At 75.1% G+C, this 21611-nt stretch carries 19 protein-coding genes; 7 read left to right on the top strand and 12 right to left on the bottom strand.

Annotated elements, in window-relative coordinates; translation table 11 throughout:
- Positions 1–66 precede the first annotated feature (66 nt).
- Entirely contained in the window at positions 67–2331 is a 2265-nt protein-coding gene (gene fxsBH, locus LG634_RS19960) for a radical SAM/SPASM protein FxsBH, inactivated beta-hydroxylase extension form (protein ID WP_226735245.1), read from the bottom strand.
- Positions 2332–2360: 29 nt separating this feature from the next.
- The gene (fxsA, locus tag LG634_RS38255) at positions 2361–2525 is read right to left on the bottom strand and encodes an FxSxx-COOH cyclophane-containing RiPP peptide (RefSeq protein WP_226735244.1); all 165 of its coding nucleotides are present in this window, start codon (positions 2523–2525) and stop codon (positions 2361–2363) included.
- 192 nt (positions 2526–2717) lie between these two features.
- Here fxsA and LG634_RS19950 point away from each other — a divergent pair, with 192 nt between their 5' ends.
- Positions 2718–3620, top strand: coding sequence for a DUF4231 domain-containing protein (locus LG634_RS19950; protein ID WP_226735243.1), 903 nt, complete (start codon positions 2718–2720; stop codon positions 3618–3620).
- 56 nt (positions 3621–3676) lie between these two features.
- On the opposite strand, the gene LG634_RS19945 is transcribed toward LG634_RS19950, so the two are convergent.
- From LG634_RS19945 to LG634_RS19930, 4 genes are all read right to left on the bottom strand, one after another.
- Positions 3677–4159: an OTU domain-containing protein gene (locus LG634_RS19945; protein WP_226735242.1), complete on the bottom strand. Its 483-nt coding sequence runs from the start codon at positions 4157–4159 to the stop codon at positions 3677–3679.
- A 92-nt stretch (positions 4160–4251) separates the two neighbouring features.
- Positions 4252–5136 carry a S1 family peptidase gene (locus LG634_RS19940; protein ID WP_226735241.1) on the bottom strand — a complete coding sequence of 295 codons (885 nt, stop codon included), beginning with the start codon at positions 5134–5136 and terminating at the stop codon, positions 4252–4254.
- A 72-nt stretch (positions 5137–5208) separates the two neighbouring features.
- Positions 5209–6048 (bottom strand): DUF1684 domain-containing protein, encoded by an 840-nt coding sequence (locus LG634_RS19935; RefSeq protein WP_226735240.1) that lies wholly within the window; start codon positions 6046–6048, stop codon positions 5209–5211.
- Between the two features lie 66 nt (positions 6049–6114).
- Positions 6115–7287: a DUF5685 family protein gene (locus tag LG634_RS19930; protein WP_226735239.1), complete on the bottom strand. Its 1173-nt coding sequence runs from the start codon at positions 7285–7287 to the stop codon at positions 6115–6117.
- 279 nt (positions 7288–7566) lie between these two features.
- Here LG634_RS19930 and LG634_RS19925 point away from each other — a divergent pair, with 279 nt between their 5' ends.
- Positions 7567–8007: a cell division protein SepF gene (locus tag LG634_RS19925; RefSeq protein ID WP_226735238.1), complete on the top strand. Its 441-nt coding sequence runs from the start codon at positions 7567–7569 to the stop codon at positions 8005–8007.
- Between the two features lie 9 nt (positions 8008–8016).
- On the opposite strand, the gene LG634_RS19920 is transcribed toward LG634_RS19925, so the two are convergent.
- Both LG634_RS19920 and LG634_RS19915 read right to left on the bottom strand, forming a co-directional pair.
- Positions 8017–9189, bottom strand: coding sequence for an acyl-CoA dehydrogenase family protein (locus tag LG634_RS19920; RefSeq protein WP_226735272.1), 1173 nt, complete (start codon positions 9187–9189; stop codon positions 8017–8019).
- Positions 9190–9274: 85 nt separating this feature from the next.
- Positions 9275–11038, bottom strand: coding sequence for an MFS transporter (locus LG634_RS19915; RefSeq protein ID WP_226735237.1), 1764 nt, complete (start codon positions 11036–11038; stop codon positions 9275–9277).
- Between the two features lie 250 nt (positions 11039–11288).
- Here LG634_RS19915 and LG634_RS19910 point away from each other — a divergent pair, with 250 nt between their 5' ends.
- Entirely contained in the window at positions 11289–12449 is a 1161-nt protein-coding gene (locus tag LG634_RS19910) for a putative hexosyltransferase (protein ID WP_372482460.1), read from the top strand.
- A gap of 281 nt (positions 12450–12730) precedes the next feature.
- The gene (locus tag LG634_RS19905; protein WP_226735235.1) at positions 12731–13774 is read left to right on the top strand and encodes a phosphatase PAP2 family protein; all 1044 of its coding nucleotides are present in this window, start codon (positions 12731–12733) and stop codon (positions 13772–13774) included.
- A gap of 358 nt (positions 13775–14132) precedes the next feature.
- Here the strand turns inward: LG634_RS19905 and LG634_RS19900 are convergent, their stop codons facing one another.
- The 3 genes from LG634_RS19900 to LG634_RS19890 form a co-directional block, all read right to left on the bottom strand.
- Entirely contained in the window at positions 14133–15176 is a 1044-nt protein-coding gene (locus tag LG634_RS19900; protein WP_226735234.1) for a helix-turn-helix transcriptional regulator, read from the bottom strand.
- A gap of 75 nt (positions 15177–15251) precedes the next feature.
- Positions 15252–16619 (bottom strand): ABC transporter substrate-binding protein, encoded by a 1368-nt coding sequence (locus LG634_RS19895; RefSeq protein ID WP_226735233.1) that lies wholly within the window; start codon positions 16617–16619, stop codon positions 15252–15254.
- A complete protein-coding gene (locus tag LG634_RS19890; protein WP_226735232.1) occupies positions 16600–17118 on the bottom strand; it encodes an MTB12 C-terminal domain-containing protein in 519 nt (172 codons plus the stop codon). Before LG634_RS19890 ends, LG634_RS19895 begins: the two co-directional genes overlap by 20 nt.
- 158 nt (positions 17119–17276) lie before the next feature.
- Here LG634_RS19890 and LG634_RS19885 point away from each other — a divergent pair, with 158 nt between their 5' ends.
- The 3 genes from LG634_RS19885 to LG634_RS19875 are packed head-to-tail and all read left to right on the top strand — an operon-like array spanning position 17277 to position 20957.
- Positions 17277–17693 carry a hypothetical protein gene (locus LG634_RS19885; RefSeq protein WP_226735231.1) on the top strand — a complete coding sequence of 139 codons (417 nt, stop codon included), beginning with the start codon at positions 17277–17279 and terminating at the stop codon, positions 17691–17693.
- A complete protein-coding gene (locus LG634_RS19880; protein ID WP_226735230.1) occupies positions 17681–20281 on the top strand; it encodes an ABC transporter permease subunit in 2601 nt (866 codons plus the stop codon). The genes LG634_RS19885 and LG634_RS19880 overlap by 13 nt, the downstream gene beginning before the upstream one ends.
- The gene (locus tag LG634_RS19875; protein WP_226735229.1) at positions 20271–20957 is read left to right on the top strand and encodes an ATP-binding cassette domain-containing protein; all 687 of its coding nucleotides are present in this window, start codon (positions 20271–20273) and stop codon (positions 20955–20957) included. The genes LG634_RS19880 and LG634_RS19875 overlap by 11 nt, the downstream gene beginning before the upstream one ends.
- Here the strand turns inward: LG634_RS19875 and LG634_RS19870 are convergent.
- Complete coding sequence (locus LG634_RS19870) at positions 20902–21531, bottom strand: LysM peptidoglycan-binding domain-containing protein (RefSeq protein WP_226735228.1); 630 nt, start codon at positions 21529–21531, stop codon at positions 20902–20904. The genes LG634_RS19875 and LG634_RS19870 overlap by 56 nt on opposite strands.
- Positions 21532–21611: the final 80 nt, after the last annotated feature.

Genomic DNA, 21611 nt, shown 5'->3' with positions numbered 1-21611 from the left:
TGCGGAAGGGCGGAATGCCCTGCGCTATTTCCGCCCCGGCCCCGGCTCCGGCCCCGTACTCCGCACTCACACTCCGGCGGCCTTGAGTTCCCCGCGCAGGTCGCCGACCAGGGCCTGTCCGGCGAGGGTGAGTTCGGCGGCGGAGTCCAGCCGGTCCAGGGCCCGCAGGATGTCCTCGGCCTCCGACCCGCCGTCGTCCAGCGGGCCGCCCGCGCCGGCCCGCCGGCAGGCCTCGACGGCCACCCGCTCGTGTACGTCGGCGAGCAGTCGGGAGACGGGGACGGGGTGCTCGCGCCAGGGGGAGCCGTGCAGCCATTCGCCGTCCAGCGCGTACAGGTCGGTGACCTCGGTCAGGGCCCGCAGACGGGCCCGGCGGCGCCCGGTGAGCAGGGCCAGCGCCGTCTGCGGGACCCCGGCCGACCAGGGCACGCCGAGGGCGCCGGGGCCGTGCCGGCCGGCTTCACCGCGGCCGGCGGTCCGCGGACCGCCGGCCAGCGGGGTGAGGGTGGTGAGTCCGGCGGCGGCCTGCCGGGCCAGTTCGGGGACGGTGCGGTGGAGCAGCGCCCAGGCGGCGGCGAGCCGGTCCTGCCAGTCGGCGGCCTCGCCGGCGCCGAGCCGCAGCCGCGGCGGCCGGGCGAAGCAGTTGCGGTGCGGGTCGAGGTCGTCCAGGACGGCGCCGGGGGCTTCGGGTCCTGCGCCGGGCCAGACCCGTACCGGCTGCCAGCGGCGGTCGCCGGCGGCCGTCCGGAAGTGCTGCTCGGCGCGGCCTTCCCGGATGGCGAACCCGTCGTCGGCGGAACGCAGTTCGGCCGGTCCTGTGCCGTGGCCGGCGGCCTTGAGCAGCCCGAGGGTGGGCAGGTAGACCTGCCCGTCGCGGAAGGGCACCGGCACCCGTACGGCGAGCCGGCCGCGGACCACGGCGGCGGCGGCGAGCGCGGCCAGCCGCCTCCCGGCCGCGGCCCCGGCGGGCCGGCCCTCCCGTACGGCCTCCAGCGCGGCGAGCAGCCAGGTGCGGGTGTAGGGGTGGTCGAGTACGGGGTCCAGGGCGGCGGGGCCGTCGCCGGCGGCCTCGATCCCGCCGAGGAGCTCCCAGGCCCGCTGCCAGGCGGCGCCGCCGGTGCCGGCGAGGTCGCCGTGCAGGCGGGCGAGCAGCATCCGGGTCAGCTGCTGCTGGGCGGCGTCGAGTTCGGCGGGGGCGGCGTACTCGGCGGCGGCCGCGCGGGCGGTCCGGCCGGTCACGCCGTCCACGAGTTCGCGCAGGTCGGCGCAGTAGACGGAGGGGTTGTCGAAGCCGTTGGCGGCGCGGTAGCGGTGGGTGTAGAGGCCGCCGCCGCACGAGCGTACGACGGGGCAGGCCCGGCACGGGGCGCTGACTCCGGCGAGGCCGAGCTGGCGGGCCCGGACCCCGGGGTGGGCGGCCACCTCGTCGAAGGTGTGCCGGAAGACGTCGAAGCCGGTGGCGGCGGCGCCGTCGAAGGCGCTCTTGAGGGAGTCGACCTGTTCGAGGGTGCCGTCGGTCTCGACGACGACGAGGTCCGTGGGGGCGAGCCCGAGGGACTCGGTGAGGCTGGGGCCGCCGCGGAGGGTGCTGAAGAGCGAGTCGAAGATCCGGACGGGCACCCGGCGGCCGCCGCGGTCCCAGTGGTCGAAGACGCGCAGCAGCCAGCGGGCGTAGGCGTCGGGGGTGCCGTCGGGGCGGGGCGGCGGGGTCTCCCAGGTGGCGTGCGGGAGGAGGAAGTCGATGCGCGGGGGGTCGAGGGCGGTGAGCGCGTCGAGGACGGTGAGGGGGTCGTTCTCGGTGTCGACCGTGCAGAGGATGCCCTGGTAGAGGTGGCGGTAGCGGTCCTGGCGGAGCAGGGCGAGGGCCTTGAGGACCAGCGGGTGGGAGGTGCGGCCGTCGGCGAAGCGGCGGTGCCGGTCGTTGGCGGTGCGGTCCCCGTCGAGGGAGACGCCGACCTTGACGCCGAATTCGGCGAACAGGTCGAGGTAACGGGCCCCGAGCTGGAGCGCGTTGGTGTGGATGCGGAGGTCGAGGTCCGCGGTGCCGGCCAGGGCCCGGTTGAACTCCTCGAAGACGAACCGGAGTCGGGCGGGGCCCGCCAGGAGGGGCTCCCCCCCGTGAAGGATCACGGTGACGGAGGGGAGCGCGTGTTCTCGCGCATGGTCGGCGAGCCGGGCGGCGGTCCGGGAAACCACGTCCTCGGAGATCGTTTTCGGCTTGTTCCGCCAGCTCTGGTCGGCGTGTTCGTAGACATAGCAGTGATCACATGCAAGATCGCATCTGCTGTGGACTTTCAGGACGATCTCGCGAAAGGCGATCAGGCCGGTCATTCCACCAGTCTAGGGCGCCGACTTCGGCGTCAGAGCGCCGAGTTGAAGATCGCTTCCTCGATGGTCCGGCGGGTTTCGGACGGCAGGACACGACTGAGGGCTGCCGTGGCGGCGGCACTGCGGGTGTTGATCTCGGCCAGGGGAACGCGACGGTTCTTCTCAACGCTGGTCGAAGGGGTGGCAGAGGTGTTCACGGCCGTCCTTAGGGAATGGGCATGGAAATGACAACAGCGACGCGCTAGTGTCGGTCTGGACTTTACTCTTCCGGCCACTATTGGCAACCGAGACATGACGCCAGGTCAAGCGTTCTATCGAAAGAGTGAGCACCAGGGCACGACACTGGGGGGTTGGTGGCTGTGGTGGACTTTTCCGGGCGACTGGACGGCATGACGTTCCGGAACGACGATCTTCCCGCGCTTTTCCATCACTCCGACGCCGCCGCGATCTCCCGCCAGCGGGAATCCACCCAGGCCACGCGCACGCAGCTGTTCCTCCTGGTGGCCGCGGCCGCGTGCTGCGCCCTGCCCTCGGTGCCGGTCGGACCGCTCCGCCTGTTCGGCGCGCTGGGCGCCCTCGCGTACGCCGGCGTGCTCGGGGTGGGCGTCCGGGCGACCCGGCGGCGGGCCCGCCCGCAATGGCAACTCAACCGCTCCGCCGCCGAGTTCATCAAGTCGCTGGCCTGGCGGTACGCGGTGCACGGCGCCCCGTTCGGCCCGGACGGCGACCACGGACGCGACCCCGAGACGCTGTACCGGATCCGGCTGGAGTCGGGGCTGAACGAGCTGAAGAAGATGGGGTGGACCGATCCCCGGGACACCGGGACCCTCGCCCAGGGCGCCGAAATCACGCCCGGCATGCGGCAGTTGCGCGAACGCGTGTACAGCGTCCGGCGCGAGACGTACGTCCGGGACCGGCTGATCGAGCAGCGCAACTGGTACCGGCGGCGCACCGAGGTGTCGCGCCGGGCCACCGCCGTGTGGTCCTGGACGATCGTGCTGCTGACCGCACTCGCGCTGTTCTTCGCCCTGCTGCGGGCGGTGGGTTCGGGCCCGGGCGCCGCGGTGGCGGGACTGCTGAGCGCCGCCGCGGCGGCCGGCATCGCGTGGAACGAGATGCGCCGCCACCACCCCCTGATCGAGGCGCACAGCCTCATCGAGCAGGACCTGGCGGCGATGATGGTGGTGATGCAGACGACGGTCACCGAGGACCAGTGGCCGGCCGCCGTCTACGAGACCGAGCGCTACGTCTCCCCGCAGCACACCGACTGGCTGGCCCGCCACAGCAGTTGAGGCAGGCCGCGTCAGTCCCGGCAGTCCTGTCAGGTCTGTCAGCCCTGCCGGCGCCGTCAGTCCCGGCAGACGCCCTCGCGCCAGATGACGGTGACCGGCTTTCCGAGGGAGCGCGCGTACGCCACGATGTCGCCGGTGCCGCCGCGGCCGCGGGCCGGCTGCCCGTCCCAGACGGCGACCAGCCGGTCGCAGCTGTCCGCGATGAAGGCGCCGGCCGCGTAGTAGGCCTCGTCGGTGGCGTGCGGGAAGTCCAGCCGGACCTCCTGCGCGGCCCGGTCCCTGAGCCGCCGGTAGCGGGCGAGGGACTCCGGATCGTCGAAGTCGGCTTCGTAGTCGGCGCTGGGGATCACGACGGTGAGGTCGGCGCCGCATTCCAGGGCGATGTCCGCGAACAGCTGGTCGGCGCCGTCGGCGAGGCTGGAGAGCGCTTCCAGCGGGCCGTTGCCCGGGCAGCGCAGCACCGTCCGCAGCCGTTCCCTGACGTGGCCGAGCAGCTCTCCCGGAATCGCCCGGTGCCCGGTCACCCCGATGCGCTCCATCCCGGCATTCCCCCCGTCGGCCGACCGCAACGCGCCCCCGGACATCCTCCCAGAAGGCGGGGGAACGTCCAGGGGCGCGCGGGGCGCGGGGGTCAGTACACGCTCACCCCGTACGCGGCCAGTGCCTCGGTCACCGGCTGGAAGAACGTGGTGCCGCCGGTGGTGCAGTTGCCGCTGCCGCCGGAGGTGAGGCCGACGGCGTTGCTGCCGGAGTACAGGGAGCCGCCGCTGTCGCCGGGCTCGGCGCAGACGTTGGTGCGGATCATCCCGTAGACCACGTCGCCGCCGCCGTAGTTGACGGTGGCGTTGAGGCCGGTGACCCGGCCGCTGTGGGTGCCGGTGGTCGAACCGCGGCGGGTCACCGGCATGTTCACGGTCGCGTTGACCGCGCCGGTGATGTCCTGGCTGCCGACCGTGCCCGGGTGGGTGACGTTGGCGTTGTCGTAGCGGACGATGCCGTAGTCGTTGACCGGGAAGCTGGAGCCGGTGGTCGGGCCGATGGCGGTGGTGCGGGACGAGTTGGTGTACCAGGTGCCCGCGCCGTCGGTGCAGTGGCCGGCCGTCAGGAAGTAGTAGGTGCTGCCGCTGCGGACGTTGAAGCCGACGGAGCACCGCCAGCTCGACGCGTAGACGGCGTCGCCTCCGTACAGCAGCCGGCGCAGCTGGCCCGGGACGCGTTCGATGCGCAGGGCGCCGGCGTCGGCACCGGCCTCGCGCCGGATTCTGGCGAGGTCGGCGGGGCTGACGGTGGAGTCGGCGGCGACCACGAGGGTGCCGGTGGCGGGATCGGTGTGCCAGGCGGTGCCGGCCACGTCGGCCCGCAGCACCGAGGCGCCGGCGGCGGCGAGCCGGGCTGCGGAGTATCCGCCCTGGTCACTGCCGGTGGCCCCGGCGGCGGGGGCGTTGAAGGCGGCGACGGCGGCGATGGCGGCGCCGAGGGCGGCGAGCCGGATGGGGGTGGTGCGCTTGAGCCTCACTTGTCGTCCTCCCTGAGGGGATCGGGGGCCCGTGGTGGGGGTGCGCTGCACGGGAGTGTCGCGGCGGGGGTGTCAGCCCGCAAGGGTGCCTTTCAGCCGCCTCTCGCCGGCGTCGACGGGGAACGGCAGGGTGTTGCCGGGCGGCGGGAACGGGCAGATGAACTGGTCCGCGAAGGCGCACGGCGGCAGCTGGGCCCGGTTGAAGTCGAGCGTGACGGAGCCGTCCGGCGCGGGGGCGGGCGGCTTGAGGAACCGGAAGCGGTAGCTGGTGGCGCCGCCGGTGGCGTCGCCGAACACGGCCCACAGCCCGCCGGTCCGCGGGTCCACGGCGACCTGGAGGGCGTGCCGGGCGCCGTCGTGGCCGAAGGCGACCTCGCCGCCGAGGCCGAGGCCGCGGCGGCGGCCGTCGGCGTTGTCCACCTGGACCGTGCGGGGTTCCGGATACGGCCGGAACGTGCCGCTCAGCACCCAGTCCTTGCGGTGCGGGGTGGCCTCGATGCCCCGGAAGGCGCGCCGGGCCGGGGCGTGCGGGTCGAAGACGCGCACCGCCCACTCCCCCTCGCGGCGGAGCAGGACGAGGTGCCGGGCGCCGTGGCCGAGACGGGCCTCGGCGGGCGGACGGTCCTCGGTGCCGAGCCGTACGGTCCCCTGGAAGGGCCGGCCGTCCAGGGTGAGCCCGTCGCCGGGGCCGGCGGTGAGCCGCACCGCGTCCCCGTCCGGCTGCCAGTCACCGGGCACGTCCGGGATCCGGCCGTCGGGGCGGCCGGCGAGCCAGTGGGTGGCGGTCAGCGCGAGCGGACCGTAAGGGCCGGAGACGGTGTCGGTCCGGCTCTCGTGCCACTGCTGCCAGGCGGTGTACGCGTCGTCGGGGCGGCCGTCGCCCGGCGGGCCGGGGGGATCGTGATCGGTCATGCCGTGACCCTTCCACGCGCGGCCCCCGGGACATCCCCGGGTACCCCGTACGGAGCTGATGGAGCTTCAGCAGCCGTCGCAGGGACAGCAGCAGCAGTCACCGCAGCCGTCGCCGCAGCAGTCGCACCCCTCGCAGCAGTCGTCGCAGTCGCATTTCTTGTACCAGGCCTCGCGCTCCTGCCGGGACCACGGGCCCTCGTGGTCCGAGCAGCACATCCGGCAGGTGCAGAAGAGCCCGAGGGCCATCGCGCAGCCGGGGACCAGGCCGCGGCGGGGCCGCTGCGGCGGGGGCGGGGGTGCTTGCGGCGGGCCGGACCCGGGGCCCGGGGCGTACGGGTTGCCGTACGAGGCGGTGTGCTGCGGCCCGCCGGTGTGGGCGCAGCCGGTGGTGCCGAAGGCGCGGTCGACGGAGGTGCGCAGTTCGTGCACGAGGAGCCGGTGGGCCAGTCCGCCGTCGGCGAAATCGACGTCCTCGAGGGCGAGCCGGATGCCGTGCAGGGCGTCGTCGCACAGCCGGCGGGCCTCGGGGAGTGGGGTGCCGGTGGCGGTGAGCGGGTTCCAGGCGCCGGTCCGGGCGTCGCTCTCGCGGTCCTCGACGGCGTCGAGGAGGTGGGCGAGGCGGCCGAAGAGCCGGCCGGCCTCGGCGAGGGCAGTGGCGTTGCCGGGCCGCCCGGCGAGCTGCGCGGTGTGCGCGAAGGCGGCGGCGGTGGCGGTCTCGGTGGGCTCGGTGACGAGCAGCAGCGGGGTGCCGGGGCCGGCCAGGGCCTCGATGCCGGTCTGCCGGTCGACGGCGTCGACCAGGAGGGCGGTGTCGAAGCCGAGGGAGGCGCCGGTGCGGGCGCCGGCCCGGTCCCAGGAGCGGGCGACCCGGCGGGCGGCCGCGGCGAGCGGGGCCCGGGCCAACAGCCCGTCCCGGTCGGCGACGTGGTCGCGGACCTTGGCCGAGGCCAGCACCAGGGAGACGGCGGCGGCGAGCCGGGCGCCCTCGCCATGGGCGACGGAGGCGGTGCGCATGCCGCGCAGCGGGCAGGGCCCGGCGGTGCGGCGGGTGTGCGGGGCGGGTCCGGACTGAGCATCCGTCAGAACCGAGACGAGCAGCCCGTCGTAGTTGGTGACGATCCGGGCGAACTGGCCGTGGTCCCCGCGAAGTGCCAGGCACAGCCCGCAGAGATGGGCCGTCCACTCGGCCTTGTACCGCTCTCCGAGGCGGTGCGTGCATGGCCTGACGATCCCGAACAAGGCGCTCCCCCGTGTCTCGCTGCGCGCGTGCGGGGCATCGTACCGAGCCGGATTCCTTCACCCGAACGCCCGTCTCCTCACCCGCTCGGGGGGATGCGTCGTATTTTCACTCAGTCAGCAGCCGTACGCGCTCACATCCTTGACGATGCGACGGGTGTTCTGCACCAGAACCGTCACGAATCCACTGCGCGGCGGCTATCCACTTGGCGCGCTGTCAGCATCATGGACGACCATAGGCAGTGCGGAACCACAAACAGACCGCGGTGAAAGGAGGCGTCCATGGGTTCGGTGCGCAAGGCCAGTGCCTGGCTGGGTCTCGTCGAGGACAGCGACGACGAGCGGTACTACGACGACGAGTACGCGGAGGCTGCTCCGGGCGCGCAGTCCGACCCGTGGGTGACCAACCCCCGGGTGCAGGTCGCGCAGGACTCGGCCGTCGAGCGGGGCCGCCGGATCGCCACGGTCACGCCGGACGGCTTCCGGGACGCCCGCGCGATCGGCGAGCTGTTCCGGGACGGCGTCCCGGTCATCGTGAACCTCTCCTCCATGGACCCGACGGACGCCAAGCGCGTGGTGGACTTCGCGGCCGGCCTGACCTTCGGCCTGCGCGGCTCGATCGAGCGGGTGGCGACCAGGGTCTTCCTGCTGACCCCGGCCGACACCCAGATCGTCAGCGAGGGCGGCCACCGCGGCCAGGACGGCTTCTTCAACCAGAGCTGAGCGGGGTGCTCACCGGAAGGCGTCGAGACCGGTGAGCGCCTTGCCCAGGACGAGCTGGTGCATCTCGACGGTTCCCTCGTAGGTGAGGACCGACTCCAGGTTGGTCGCGTGCCGCATCACCGGGTATTCGAGGGAGATCCCGTTCGCCCCGAGGATCGTGCGCGACGTGCGGCAGATCTCGATCGCCTCGCGCACGTTGTTGAGCTTTCCGAAGCTGACCTGCTCCGGCCGCAGCCGGCCCGCGTCCATGCGGCGGCCCAGGTGGTGGGCCAGCAGGACGCCCTTGTGCAGTTCGACCGCCATGTCCGCGAGCTTGGCCTGGGTCAGCTGGAAGCCGCCGATCGGCCTGCCGAACTGCTCGCGGCTCTTCGCGTAGTCGAGGGCCGCTTCGAAACTCGCGCGCGCCGCGCCCATGGCACCCCACACGATCCCGTAGCGGGCGTGCCCGAGGCAGCTGAGCGGGCCCTTGAGGCCGGTGACGCCGGGCAGCACCGCGTCGGCGGGCAGCCGTACCTCGTCCATGACCAGTTCGCTGGTGACGGAGGCGCGCAGCGACCACTTGTGCTTGATCTCGGGGGCGGAGAAGCCGGGGGTGTCGGTGGGGACGGCGAAGCCTCGGACGCCGTCCTCGGTCTGGGCCCAGACGACGGCGACGGCGGCCACGGAGCCGTTGGTGATCCACATCTTGCGGCCGGTCAGCACCCAGTCCGTGCCGTCCTTCTTGGCGTACGTGCGCATCGCGGCGGGGTCGGAGCCGACGTCGGGCTCGGTCAGGCCGAAGCAGCCGATCAGCTCGCCGGCGGCCATGCCGGGCAGCCAGCGCTGCTTCTGCTCCTCGGAGCCGTAGCGGTGGATGGCGTACATCGCGAGCGAGCCCTGGACGGAGACCAGGGAGCGGATACCGGAGTCGGCGGCCTCCAGCTCCAGGCAGGCCAGGCCGTACTGGACGTTGCTCGCGCCGGCGCAGCCGTAGCCGTCGAGGGACATGCCGAGGGCGCCGATCGCGCCCAGCTCGCGGGCGAGTTCGCGGATGACGGGCAGCTCGCCGGTCTCGTACCAGTCGGCGACGTACGGGAGGACCCGGTCGGCGGCCCAGCTGCGGACGGTGTCGCGGACCGCGAGGTCCTCGGGGCTGAGCAGGTCGTCGAGGCCGAGCGGGTCGGCGGGGTCGAAAGCCGGCATGGACGGTGAAGACACGGCGGGGCCTCCCGGCGGCACGCGAAAACTAGCAGTGTAAGTTTCTGGGCTTCGGTGCCGACGTTACGGGTCAGTGTGCCGCGCGTCCAGACCGGGCCGGGGCGGCCGCACCGCGGCGCGCCGGAGCGGGCACCTTGCCCCGCGGGCCGGTGCCGGCCGGGCCCGCCGGGCCGGACGCGGCCTGCGCGGGCAGCGTGATCTCGCCGGCCCGCGGCGCGTCCGGGACCGCGAGCTGCGGTGTTGCGGGGACGACGGCCGCGGAGGCCTCCGCGGCCTGGCCGCAGTCCATGGTGCGGGGCAGCCGGAGCGCGGCCAGCGCGCCGAGCAGCAGCAGGCCTGCGCTGACGAACAGGGTGACGTGCAGTCCCTGCACGAAAGCGTGGCGGGCCGCCGCGTGCAGGGCGTCACCCGCACTGCCGCCGAGCCCGGCGGCGATCTCGTACGCCTCGCCGAGGGAGTGCGCGGCGCCCGCGCTGTCGGCGGCGGACACCCCGGGCACCTCGCGCAGTCCGGGCGCGTAGGCGGCGTTCATGACGCTGCCGAGGAGGGCGATGCCCATGCCGGCGCCGAACTGGTACGAGGTCTCGCCGATGGCCGCGGCCCCGCCCGCCTGCTGCGCCGGGGCCTCGCTGAGCATCGACTCGTACGCGCCGAAGAGGGTGGTCTGGAGGCCGAAGCCGAGCAGGACGAAGCCCGCGGTGAGCAGCGCCGGCCGGTCGTGCTGGCCCATCAGGGTCAGCAGCAGGACGGCGAGCGCGGTGAGGGCGAAGCCGAGCGAGACCATCCGGCGGGGGCCGAAGCGCTGCAGGTTCCAGGAGCCGAGGACGCCGGCGGCCATGGCCGCGAAGGTGAGCGGGAGCAGCCGCAGGCCGGTTTCGAGCGGGCTCAGGCCCAGCACCAGCTGGAGGTACTGGACGGCGATGAGCTCCAGCCCGACGAGGGCCAGCATGGCGAGGACGATGCAGCCCACGGAGGTCGAGAAGCCGGCGCGGGCGAACATCCCCATGTCGATCAGGGGGTGGGCGCGGCGCTTCTGCCGCCGGACGAAGAGGACCAGGAGGAGAGCACCGGTCAGCAACGGGAGCACTGCTCCGGCGTCGAGGAAGGTCTGGTGGGCGCCGGCCCGTTTGACGCCGAGCACCACGCCGAGCACGCCGGCGGCGGCCATCAGCGCGCCGAGCACGTCCCAGGGGCCGTCGGCGGCGCCGCGGGATTCGGGCAGCAGCCAGCGGGCGGCCGGCAGCAGCAGCGCCATCAGCGGGATGTTGATGAGGAAGACCGAGCCCCACCAGAAGTTCTCGACGAGGAAGCCGCCGAGGACCGGTCCGGTGGCCGCGCCGACCGCGGCGACTGCGGTCCAGATGCCGATGGCCACGGCCCGCTCCCGCCGGTCCGGGAAGACCTGGCGGATGATCGACAGGGTGGCGGGCATGATCATCGCGCCGCCGATGCCGAGCAGCACCCGGGCGGCGATCAGCACCTGGGCGTCGGCCGCGAAGGCCGCGAGCGCGGAGGCGGCGCCGAACAGCCCGTAGCCGAGCAGCAGGATCCGGCGGCGTCCCACCCGGTCGCCGAGGGTGCCGAAGAGGATCAGCAGGGCGGCGCAGACCAGGGGGTAGGCGTCGACGACCCACAGCAGCTCGATCGCGCCGGGCCGCAGGTCGGCGGTGACGGCGGGGACGGCCACGTGCAGGATCGTCGCGTCGAGCGCGACGACGACGAGGCTGACGCAGAGGACGATCAGGACGACCCAGCGGTTGGCGCCGCCGGCTGCTCCGGCCAGCCGCTGCCAGGGAGTGCTGCGGCGTGCTGCGGCCGTGTTCGTCCCTGACATGTACGTACCTCCCAGGTGACCTCGCACTCGGCGGACCAGCGTTGATGTTCTGCCGCGACACGGGGTGGCGGTGTCCTACGGGGTCCGGGACCGGCACGCGAGGAATCGTCAGCGTACGCGAGTTCCCCTGCGCCTTACGTGGTCAAGCTCTCACCCCTTCGGGCGCCGGGGTGTGGCGTACGCCACTCGCGCTGCCCCGTGCGCACGGGTCGTCACGGTCCGTTGCCGCGGCCCGCTCCCACCGATAATCATGCCTGTGACCGATCTTGCTCCATCCGCACCGCCGCATCCGCCCCCCGTCCCCGCGCCGCCCTCCCTGCGCCGGGCGGCACCCGCCCTGCTGGGCTTCGCCGCCGTCCGCGCGCTGGGGCTCGCGGTGCTGGCGGTGTGGAGCGCGGCGGCGGGCAGCAGCCCGCACACGCTGCTGTCGGCGCGCTGGGACTCGCTCTGGTACGCCCGGGTGGCGGGCGGCGGTTACGGGTACGAGGTGGTTCTGCCCAACGGGGACGTGCACTCGAACCTGGCGTTCTTCCCGCTCCTGCCGTGGCTGGAGCGGGGGGTGTCGGCGGTGACCGGCCTGTCGTACGGCTCGGCGGGGCTGGTGGTGGCGTGGACCGCCTCGCTCGCCGCGGCCTGGGGGATCTTCGCGGTGGCCGACCGGTTGTACGGGCCGCGTGCCGGGGTGTGCGCGGCCGTGGTCTGGGCTGCGCTGCCGGTGGGGGTCGTGCAGTCGATGGCGTACAGCGAGTCGCTGTTCACGGCGCTGGCGGCGTGGGCCCTGTACTGCACGCTGTCCGGGCGCTGGGTGGCGGCCGGGCTGCTGGCCTCGGCGGCGGGGCTGACCCGGCCGGTGGGGGCGGCCGTCGTGGCGGCCGTGTGGGTGGCGGCGGCCCTGGCGTGGCGGCGCGGCGAGCGGTCCCGGCGGCAGGCGGCCGGGGTGCTGCTGGCGCCGCTGGGCGCGGCCGGGTACGTGCTGTGGGTGGGGGCGCACACCGGGGACGGGCTGCTGGGCTACCTGGACGTGCAGGCGGGCTGGGGCAACGGCTTCGACTTCGGCTGGGCGTTCGCCCGGTTCATCGGGGACCGGCTGGCGTCGGGCGCGGTCGCCGCGGGCCTGGGGCTGATCGCCGGGGTGCTGCTGGTGCTCTGGCTGTACCGGCTGTGCCTGCGGCAGCGACAGCCCGCGGCGCTGCTGGTGTACGCGGGGATCGTGACGGCGCTGGCGCTGTGCGCGTCGGGCTACTTCGGGTCGAAGCCGCGGCTGCTGCTGCCGGCCTTCCCACTGCTCCTGCCGGCCGCGGCGGCGCTGGCCCGGTGGCGGACCGGGCGGGCGGCCGCGGTGCTGGCCGTGGCCGCCGCGGGGGCCGCGGTGTACGGGGCGTTCTGGCTGAACGGGTCGGGGCCGCCGTAGGGCGCGCGGGGGACGGCCCTGCCCGCCCGGCGCACCCGCCTCCGAGGTCATTTGATAACGGACCGATAAATTCCGAATGCGTCGGGTAAAGAGATTTCCCGGATCATCCAAAGAACGGGTGTGTTTCAACGGCAATTCACGGAGCGCGGTTCCCGGCAGGCCGAACCGCCCCCGGATTCCCGGGAATAAAGACCCGCGTGAGACCTACTCCACATCACATGGTCATCACAAACCCTGCGTTTCGGCCGGGTCGCACGCGCACGCGCGGTAACGTCGATTGAGTGCGTACCGACCAAATCTTCACCCGTCTGGAGCGGGTCTTCGCCCGGCTGGACCGTGAACCCGAACGACCGGCTCATCTGCAGACGCCGCAGATGAGCCGGCACCGCGTGGTGCTCTTCGGCGCCACCCTCGCGTTCTACCTGGCCATCGTCGTCGCCGTGCTGACCACCTCGTGGCTGGTCCGCCTGGACTGGCAGATCATGTTCTGGCGGCCGTACGAGCAGTGGCCGGAGCTCCACGCCTACCTCGACTACCTGGTCGTCCTCGGCCAGCGCGGCCCGACCGCCGTGATGGTCGCCGCCTGGCTCGGCTGGCGCTCCTGGCGGCAGCACACCCTGCGCCCGCTGATCACCCTCGGCGTCGCGCTGCTGCTGCTGAACGTCACCGTCGGCTCGGTCAAGCTCGGCCTCGGGCGGCTCGGTCCGCACTACGCCACCGAGATCGGGTCCGCCGAACTCTTCGCCGGCGGCGATATATTCCCCTCCGGTCACACCGCCAACGCCGTCGTGACCTGGGGCATCCTCGCGTACCTGGCCTCGACCGTGCGCACCCGCCGCAACCTGTCGGTGCTCTCCGCGGTGGTCGCGCTCAGCGTCGGCCTCACCACCGTCTACCTCGGCACGCACTGGGTGAGCGACGTCCTCCTCGGCTGGGCGGCCGGTCTGCTGATCCTGCTGGCGCTGCCGTGGTTCGAGCCGCTGATCGCCCGTACCGAGGCCTTCGTCTTCGAGGTGCGCGACCGGCTGCGCACCCGCCGGGCGACGGGGCCGGTCACCGGTCCGGTGCCGGTCACCCCGTTCGCGGCCCGCACCGCGGCCTACGCCCAGCGGGTCGCGGCCGGCGAGGACGAGCCGGCGCGGCAGCCCGCTGCCGCGGTGGCCGGCCACGGCGGCAGCGGCCGGGGCGGCCCGCACCTCACCGCCGCCCGGCCGCACCTGATCCGCTCGGAGCGGACCCCGGTGACCCCGGCCGGCAGCCGCCGCCCGGCACACGCCGAGCGCGCCGCCCGCAACTCCTCGGCCCGCCCCGTCGCCGGCGGCTGAGCACCCCGTCCACGCGGGGCCGGTACGCACACCCAGCCCCGCGACGACCGCCGCGGATCCGGAGCCCCCGGACCGCGGCGGTCGTGCGTCCGGGCCCGGAAGCCGGGCGGCGGCGGGCTTTGGTCCATCCCGGGTCACGCTTGTGTCACAGATCGTCGACAACCCCCGGCCCACTCCGATTCACCCCCGCCGACAGTTTCACGGACCACCGAAATCCGCTTTACGGAGCACCCCGGACGCATTCCGGGCACCCGCGGAATTCGCTGCGCCCGCCGCCCTTTCCCGGCCGGTTTTCCGTACCGCGGTGCCGCAAAGAGAACTGACGGCGGGTGGAAAACCGCACGGTTCCTTCACACGTTCACCCGGAAGGCGTACCGGCGTCGGGAGCCCGGGCGGGCTCCGGCACCGTCGCGGCCGGTCCGGCCGGCCGCGCCGCTTCCGACCGGTCCACCGCCCGGTCCAGCAGGTCCCGTGCGGCCCTGATCCGGTCGGTGAGACCGGCGGGCTCGACGACCTCGAACTCGTACCCGGCCAGCAGGACGTGGATCACCATCACGTCCAGGCTGACGGCACCGGTGCGCAGCAGGCAGGAGTGCGCGTCGACCGGCTCGATCACCCCGTCCGAGGGGCCGATGGTCTGCGCCGCCTGCTCGGCCGGGACGTGCAGCCGGAGCACCGCACGGGCCGCGTAGGCGCCCTGCGAGACGCCCTCGGAGACGTACCCGGCGAGGTCCTCGGCGGGCGGGCGGCGCGGCGGGAACCGCGGCCCGTGCGGGGGCCGGGGCTCGATCCGGTCGGCGCGGAACGTCCGCCAGTCCTCCCGGTCGAGGTCCCAGGCCACCAGGTACCAGCGGTGCTCGGTGCACACCAGCCGGTGCGGCTCCACGGTGCGGCGGGTGGCCGCGCCCCGGTGGTCGAGGTAGTCGAAGCGCAGCCGTTCGCCGTCCCGGCAGACCGCGGCGAGTTCGGTGAGCACGGACGGGTCCACGGCGGAGCGGCGGCGCGGGCGGAGCATGGGGACGGTGAACTCGTTGAGGGCGGAGACCCGGCGGCGCAGCCGGCCGGGTAGCACCTGCTCCAGCTTGGCCAGCGCCCGTACGGAGGCCTCTCCGATGCCCTCGACTCCGTGACCGGCGGCCGTGCGCAGCCCGACGGCGACGGCGACGGCCTCGTCGTCGTCGAGGAGCAGCGGCGGGAGCTCGGCGCCGGCGCCGAGCTGGTAGCCGCCGCCGGTGCCGGGGCTGGCGTTGACGGGGTAGCCGAGTTCGCGCAGCCGGTCGACGTCCCGGCGGACCGTACGGGGGGTGACGCCGAGGCGTTCCGCGAGGTCGGCGCCGGTCCATTCGCGGTGGGCCTGGAGGAGGGACAGCAGGCGCAGCAGTCGGGCGGAGGTCTCGAGCATGCCGCCGAGTGTGCCAGGGCCGGGCGGCCGGCCGCGGCCCCGGGACGGCCCGGGGGCCGGTCCGGCAGGCAGGCCCTACGGCCGGTGGGGCAGCAGGGGTACGTCGGCGCAGTTGGCGGTCATCTCGCCGCCCTGGGTGACCCAGCCGCGGCCGTCCTGCCAGCGGGCGGCGGAGAGGCAGGCCCGGTGGGTGCGCGGCGGCTCGGCGGCGGGCCGGAACGACACCGGGAGCAGCAGCCCGCCGGCGGTGTACGGCTCGGCGCGGTTGAGGAAGCGTTCGACACACGGACGAGTGAGGTCCGCGCCGCAGGAGCGGGCGGCGTCGGTGAACCACATGGCGGCGGCCCAGCCCTCCAGTTGCCACTGGGACAGCGGGCGCCCCTTCAGGCGGGGGACCATCGCGGCCCGGAACGCGGCGACGGCGGGGTCGGCGGCGTCGGCGTGGTTGCGGCTGGAGCCGGTGACCCAGAGGGTGTTGCGGCAGCCGGGGGCCTTGGCGTACTCGGTGCGCACGGCGTCGTTCCAGTTCTGCACGTTCGTCACCTTGGCGGTGAGGCGGACCCCGGCCTCGTCGAGGGCCTCGCACAGCCGGGCGTTGCCGTGGGTGTCGAGGGCGTCGAAGACGAGGTCGGTGCCGCGGGCCTTCAGGTCGGCGGCGACGGCCCGGAAGTTGGGCAGGGCGAAGTCGACCTGCTCGGCGGTGACCCGGTACCCCTCGGCCTCCAGGCCGCGGACCAGCTGACGGGCGTACCCGGCGGAGGCGGCCTGGTTGTACGAGACGACGGCGGCGGTCCGGGCGCCCTGGGTGCGGTGGAAGAAGCGGTAGACCTCGGTGCCGGCGTACAGGGTGCCGTCCCAGCCGGGGCTGCGGCCGTCGCGCGGGGCGTTGCTGCCGTAGATGCCGTACAGGTGGGGGTGGGTGTCGTACGCGGTGCCGAGGGGCTGGCCGCCGATGTCGGGGACGGCGGCGCGGCTGACGAGCGGGGCGCCGGCGTAGTCGAGGGCTGTGGTGGCGACGAGGGCGAACACCTTCTTCTCGTCGAGGAGTTCGTGCACGCACGCGTTGTTGCCGACGCCGCTGCCGCCGTCGTCGCAGGTGTGCACCTCGACGGGCCGGCCGCCGATGCCGCCGCGGGCGTTGAGGGCCGCGAACCAGGCCCGGGCGCCCTCGCCGGGGCCGGCGAAGGCGTCCCCGCCGACGGGGCTGGTGATGCTGGCGATGATGCCGATTCGGATGGGGTCGGTGGTGCGGGTGGCGGTGCCGGCGGGGGGCTCGGTGCGGCGGCCGAAGGCGCTCTCGGGGAGCCGGCTGCCGCAGGCGGTGCCGAGGGCGAGGAGCAGGGCGAGGGAAAGGGCGGGGAGCAGCCGCCGGCCGCCGGGCGGGCGGGGTCCGCCCGGGCCGCCTCCGCCGGGCGCCAGGGGGTCAGCAGCCCGGCACGGCATTGCCGCTGAGCTGGACCAGGGCGCACAGGGACTTCTGCGAGACCTTCCAGACCTGGTCCTCGTAGACGGCCGTGCCCTTGGCCGCGGGCAGGACGGGGGCGCCGGAGACCAGCAGGTCGTAGGTCACGTTCGCGTCGGTGGCGGAGGTGAAGGAGACCTCCTTGACGACGGACGAGGTCTTGGCGGTGTTCGGGTCGGCGGCGAAGGCCAGCAGGACGGGCCGCAGTTCCTCGCCGTTCTCCAGCAGCCGGATCCGCTCCCCGGTGGCGGTCTTCGGGTCGAAGAACCGCGCCCAGTTCTGCTTGACCTGCGCCGTCGCACCGGCCGGGTCGGCGGGTGCCGTGGCGTCCACGGCGGGCGGCAGGGGGGTGGTCGCGGCGGGCGAGGCGTCAGCGCCGTTGTCGTCGGAGCCGTCGGAGCAGCCCGCCGCGACGGGTGCGAGCACGAGGACCGCGGCCGCCGCCCAGGCGGCGGTGCGCGGGTGTCTGCCGAGGAGCATGGGGCTCACCACCGGTGTCCGTTCGAGCCGGGCGGCTCGGTGCTACCAGCGTCTGCCCCATCCGGGCATACCGCAATCGATCAGGGCATAGTGCAAGGTGTCGGCATCACTCGCCGGTCTGTTCCGTCCTCTGCCTCCGCCGTCCCAGGGGAGCCCCGATGCAGCCGAGTCCGCGCCCCGCCCTGGGGGCCGCCGTCCTGGCGCTGGTCTGCGGCGCGCTGCTGTGCGCGGCCGGCTGGTACGGGGTGTCCGGGGAACGGTTCGCGGAGCGTCAGATCCCGTACCTGGCCTCGTGCACGGTGCCGGGTGCGGCGCTGCTGGTGGCGGGTGCGGTGCTGCTGACGGCGGTGTGGCGGCCGGCGCCGCCGGGTCCCGGCCGGCCGGCGGAACCGCTGTCCGCCGAGGGCGCGGCCGGGCCGCCCCGCTCCCCCGGGCCGCCGCTGCGGGTCCCCGGCGGCACCCTCGCGCACCGGCCGGACTGCCCGCTGGTGGACGGCCGGACGGATGCGGTGCCCGCGGCCGGTGACGGCGGTCTGAGCCCCTGCCCGGTGTGCGAGCCGGCATGGCCGGGCTGACGTACGAGCTCACCCTCGCCGGGCTGGCCGTCGGCGGCGCGGCCGCGCTCAGCGGCATCGGGCTGATCGTCACGTACCGGGCGACCGGTGTGCTCAACCTCGCGCACGGTGCGGTGGCGATGGTCTGCGCGTACGTGTTCCGCTGGCTGGCGGTCGACGTGAGGCTGCCGGCGGGCGCAGCGGCGGCCGTCACCCTGCTGGTCCTCGCGCCCGGCACCGGGCTGCTGCTGGAGCGGGCGGTGTTCCGGCCGCTCGCGGTCCGGGAGGCGGGGCCGGAGCGGACCCTGGTGGCCACGATCGGGGTGTTCGTCCTGCTGGTCGGCGGGGCGCTGCTGGTGTGGGGACCGGGGGCGCGGGCGGACGTGCCGCGGCTGCCGGGGACCGAGCCGTGGCCGCAGCTGGCGGCCGTCGCCGTGCTGTCCGCAGGGGTGCTGTGGGCGGACCGCGGCACCCGGTTCGGGCGGGAACTGCGGGCGGTCGTCGACAACCGCCGGCTGGCCGCGCTGAGCGGGGTCGACGCGGACCGGGTGGCGGCGGTCGGCTGGGCGTTCGGCGCGTTCACGGCGGGGCTGACGGGCGTGCTCCTCGCGCCGTACGTCCGGCTGGATCCGTACGGGCTGCCGCTGCTGGTGCTGGAGGTGCTGGCGGTGGCGGTCCTGGCGCGGCTGCGGAGCATTCCGGTGGCGGTCTTCGCGGCGCTGGCGCTGGGGGTGGCCCAGGCGCAGCTGACCCGCTTCCACCCGGACGGGTGGGCCGCGCCGCTCCTCCAGTCGGTGACGGCGAACCTGTTCGTCCTGGCGCTGCTGGGCGGAGCGCTGGCGGGTGCGCTGCCGGCGGGCGGGGCGGGGCGGCCGCTCGCGGTGCCGGGGGCCGTGGCGGGCCGGCGGGGCGGCGGGGCCGGGTGGTGGGCGGTGCTCTGGGGCGTGCTGCTGCTGCCCTTCGCGTTCGGGGGGAGCGATCTGCAGACGGCCGTGCAGGTGCCGGCGTTGGCGGTGGTGCTGCTGTCGCTGGTGGTGGTGTCGGGGCGGGGCGGACAGATCTCGCTGGGACAGGCCGCGTACGCCGGGCTGGGGGCGCTGTTCACGGCGCATCTGGCGATGGCCGGGGTGCCGGGGCTGGTGGCGCTGGGGTGCGCGGTGCTGCTGGTGGCGCCGCTGGGGCTGCTGACGGGGTATCCGGCGATCCGGCGGCGGGGGCTGGCCCTGGCGCTGGTGACGCTGGCGTTCGGAGTGGCCGTCAGCCGGTTCGTGTTCGTGCAGCCGTACGCGACGGCCGGGCTGGTGCTGCCGCGGCCGGCCGGCTTCGCGGACGACCGGGCGTACTACGCGCTCGAACTGGGCCTCCTCGCGGCCGTGCTGGCCGTGGTGACCGCCCTGCGCCGGGGCCGCACCGGGCGGGCGCTGGCCGCGCTGCGCGACCACGAGGCGGGGGCGGGGGCGGCCGGGGTGCGGGTGCCGCGGCTGAAGCTGCTGGCGTTCACGGTGGGGGCGGGGCTGGCGGCGCTCGGCGGGGGCATGCTCGGGATGGGGGCGCGGGCGTTCGATCCCGATGCGTTCGACCCGGTCCGCGGGCTGTTGTGGTTCGCGGCGCTGGTCGTCGTCGGCCACGACAGTACGCGGGGGGCGGTGGTGGCGGCGGCGCTTCTGGTGGGCCTGGACGCGGGCCCGCGGGGCGGTCTGGCCGCGGCGGTGATCGGCGTCCTGGCCTGCCTGGTCGGGCGCCTGCCGCTGTCTGTGCGCCGGGGTGTGCCCCGCCCCGCGGTCCGCCGACCGCGCCCGGTCCCGCCGGATCCGGCGGGACGCCCGATCCCGCCCGGCGAGCAGGGGCTCCGCCCCCACTCCCCCGCGCCTCAAACGCCGGCGAGGCTGGAAGCACCCGCCGGGCCCCGGACACCGGCGGAGGCAGAGCCGGGCGGGGCAGGGGCTGGTGGGGCGGGGCCCGTGTTGGTGGCTGAGGGGATCGAGGTGCGGTACCCCGATGGGTATCTCGCTGTGCGGGGGGTTTCGGTGAGGGTGAGTGCCGGGCGGGTCGTGGGGGTGGTCGGGGGGAACGGGGCCGGTAAGTCGACGTTGTTTCAGGCGCTCTGCGGTGGGGTGGGGGTGAGTGCCGGGCGGGTGGCGGTCGGAGGGCGGGACGTGACCCGGTGGGCGGCGCACGAGCGTGCACGGGCCGGGGTGGGGCGGAGTTTCCAGCAGTTGGCGGTGTTCGGGTCCCTCAGCGTCGAGGACAACGTACGGGTGGGTGCCGAGCAGGGGTACCGGCGGGGCGGGGCGGCCGCCGTGGAACGGGCCCTGCGGCTGTTCGGGCTCGACGGACCCGTCCGGCACGCCCCCACCGCCGGCCTGCCCACCGGGACGCTGCGCCGGGTGGAACTGGCCCGCGTCCTGGCCGGCGGCCCCCGCGTGCTGCTGCTCGACGAGCCGGCCGCCGGGCTGGACGCCGCGGAGGCGGCCGCGCTCGCCCGGATCCTGGGCGCCCTGGCCGCCGACGGCCTGGCCGTGCTCATCGTCGAGCACGACCTCGACCTGGTGGCCGCGCTCGCCGACACCGTGCACGTCATGGCGCAGGGGGTGCTCGATGGCCCTTGAGATGGCCCTGTACGGCGCACGCGTCCGCCACGGCCCGCTGGAGGCCCTGCACGGCGTGGACCTGCCGGTCCCGGCGGGCACCGTCACGCTGCTCGTCGGCCGCAACGGCTCCGGCCGCACCACCGCCCTGCACGCCCTGGCCGGCACGGTCCGCCTCGCCGCCGGCCGGGTGGACTGGCGGGGCCGGGACGTGACCCGGCTGCGCGCCCACGAACGGGCCCGGCGCGGGCTGTGCCTCGTACCGGACCTCGGGGCGGTGTACGGGCGGCTGACCGTGGCCGAGCAGCTGCGGCTGGCCGCGCCGGATGGCGACCCCGGCCCCGCCCTGGCCGGCTATCCGGAACTGCGCGCGCTGTCCGCCCGTACCGCCGGCACCCTGTCCGGCGGCGAGCAGCGGATGCTTGCGGTCTCCCGGGCACTGCTGGCCCGCGGTGCCCGGGTGGTGCTCGTCGACGAGCCCGTCCTCGGCATGGCCGCCGGGCCCGCGGAACGCACGTACGCCCTGCTCGCCGCGCTCGCCGCGGCCGGTGCGGCGGTGGTCCTCGCCGAACAGCGGGTGCCGGCCCCGCTGCGCACCCCGGGGGTGCTAGTGCACGAACTGTGCCGGGGCGCGGTGGTGTTCAGCGGCGAGGCCCCGGAGCCGGCCTCGGCGGAACGGCCGCTCCTTTCGGGATGACGAGCATCATGCCCGGCCGCAGCCGTCCCGGATCGGGACCCACCGGCCCGGTGTTCAGCGCGTACAGCTGCTGCCAGCCGCCGGGGATGCGGTAGGTGCGGGCGAGCCCGGAGAGGGTGTCGCCGGGCCGTACGACGTGGGCCCGGCCGGACAGCCCGTAGCGCCGGGAGCACGTCGGCCACGCCTCCCAGCCCTGGGTGCCGAGCACGTCCTCGGCGACCCGGATCTGCTGCGCGCGGCTCGCGAGGTCGGCCCGCGGCGCGAACCGGGTTCCGCCGAACCGCTCCCAGGTCGGCTGGGCGAACTGCAGTCCGCCGTAGAACCCGTTGCCGGTGTTGACCTGCCACCGCCCGCTCGACTCGCAGTCGGCCACGCAGTCCCACGGCCACTCCCGGCCCGGCCCGCACTCCCCCGGCCCCCGTCCGCCCCCGCCTCCCCCGGCACCGGCATCGGCACCGGCAGGGGTGCCGACGGGCTCCGGCGACGGCGGGAGCGGCCCCGCAGCGGCCGGGGCGGCGGCCAGGGCGACCAGCAGGGCGGCGGCCGGGAAGACGGCACGGCGGAAGCGAGGCATCGGGGCACGTTACGCAGCCGTCCCGGCCGGTCGGAGCGGGGCGCGCGGCGCTGCCGGCCCGGCCACTCGGGCGGCGGAGG

Source organism: Streptomyces bambusae (assembly GCF_020532645.1).
Taxonomy (GTDB): domain Bacteria; phylum Actinomycetota; class Actinomycetes; order Streptomycetales; family Streptomycetaceae; genus Streptomyces; species Streptomyces bambusae.
The sequence above is the reverse complement of the archived record's forward strand: the minus strand, read 5'-3'. Positions and strand labels throughout refer to the sequence as shown.

Bases quoted from the DNA above. Each gene is read 5' to 3' on its own strand.
- LG634_RS19900 (WP_226735234.1), bottom strand. From the start codon at position 15,176: ATGCTCGAGACCTCCGCCCGACTGCTGCGCCTGCTGTCCCTCCTCCAG.
- LG634_RS19920 (WP_226735272.1), bottom strand. From the start codon at position 9,189: ATGCCGGCTTTCGACCCCGCCGACCCGCTCGGCCTCGACGACCTGCTC.
- LG634_RS19895 (WP_226735233.1), bottom strand. From the start codon at position 16,619: ATGCCGTGCCGGGCTGCTGACCCCCTGGCGCCCGGCGGAGGCGGCCCG.
- fxsBH (WP_226735245.1), bottom strand. From the start codon at position 2,331: ATGACCGGCCTGATCGCCTTTCGCGAGATCGTCCTGAAAGTCCACAGC.
- LG634_RS19945 (WP_226735242.1), bottom strand. From the start codon at position 4,159: ATGGAGCGCATCGGGGTGACCGGGCACCGGGCGATTCCGGGAGAGCTG.
- LG634_RS19870 (WP_226735228.1), bottom strand. From the start codon at position 21,531: ATGCCTCGCTTCCGCCGTGCCGTCTTCCCGGCCGCCGCCCTGCTGGTC.
- LG634_RS19915 (WP_226735237.1), bottom strand. From the start codon at position 11,038: ATGTCAGGGACGAACACGGCCGCAGCACGCCGCAGCACTCCCTGGCAG.
- LG634_RS19925 (WP_226735238.1), top strand. From the start codon at position 7,567: ATGGGTTCGGTGCGCAAGGCCAGTGCCTGGCTGGGTCTCGTCGAGGAC.
- LG634_RS19950 (WP_226735243.1), top strand. From the start codon at position 2,718: ATGACGTTCCGGAACGACGATCTTCCCGCGCTTTTCCATCACTCCGAC.
- LG634_RS19910 (WP_372482460.1), top strand. From the start codon at position 11,289: ATGCCTGTGACCGATCTTGCTCCATCCGCACCGCCGCATCCGCCCCCC.
- LG634_RS19935 (WP_226735240.1), bottom strand. From the start codon at position 6,048: ATGACCGATCACGATCCCCCCGGCCCGCCGGGCGACGGCCGCCCCGAC.
- LG634_RS19875 (WP_226735229.1), top strand. From the start codon at position 20,271: ATGGCCCTTGAGATGGCCCTGTACGGCGCACGCGTCCGCCACGGCCCG.
- LG634_RS19885 (WP_226735231.1), top strand. From the start codon at position 17,277: ATGCAGCCGAGTCCGCGCCCCGCCCTGGGGGCCGCCGTCCTGGCGCTG.
- LG634_RS19880 (WP_226735230.1), top strand. From the start codon at position 17,681: ATGGCCGGGCTGACGTACGAGCTCACCCTCGCCGGGCTGGCCGTCGGC.
- LG634_RS19890 (WP_226735232.1), bottom strand. From the start codon at position 17,118: ATGCTCCTCGGCAGACACCCGCGCACCGCCGCCTGGGCGGCGGCCGCG.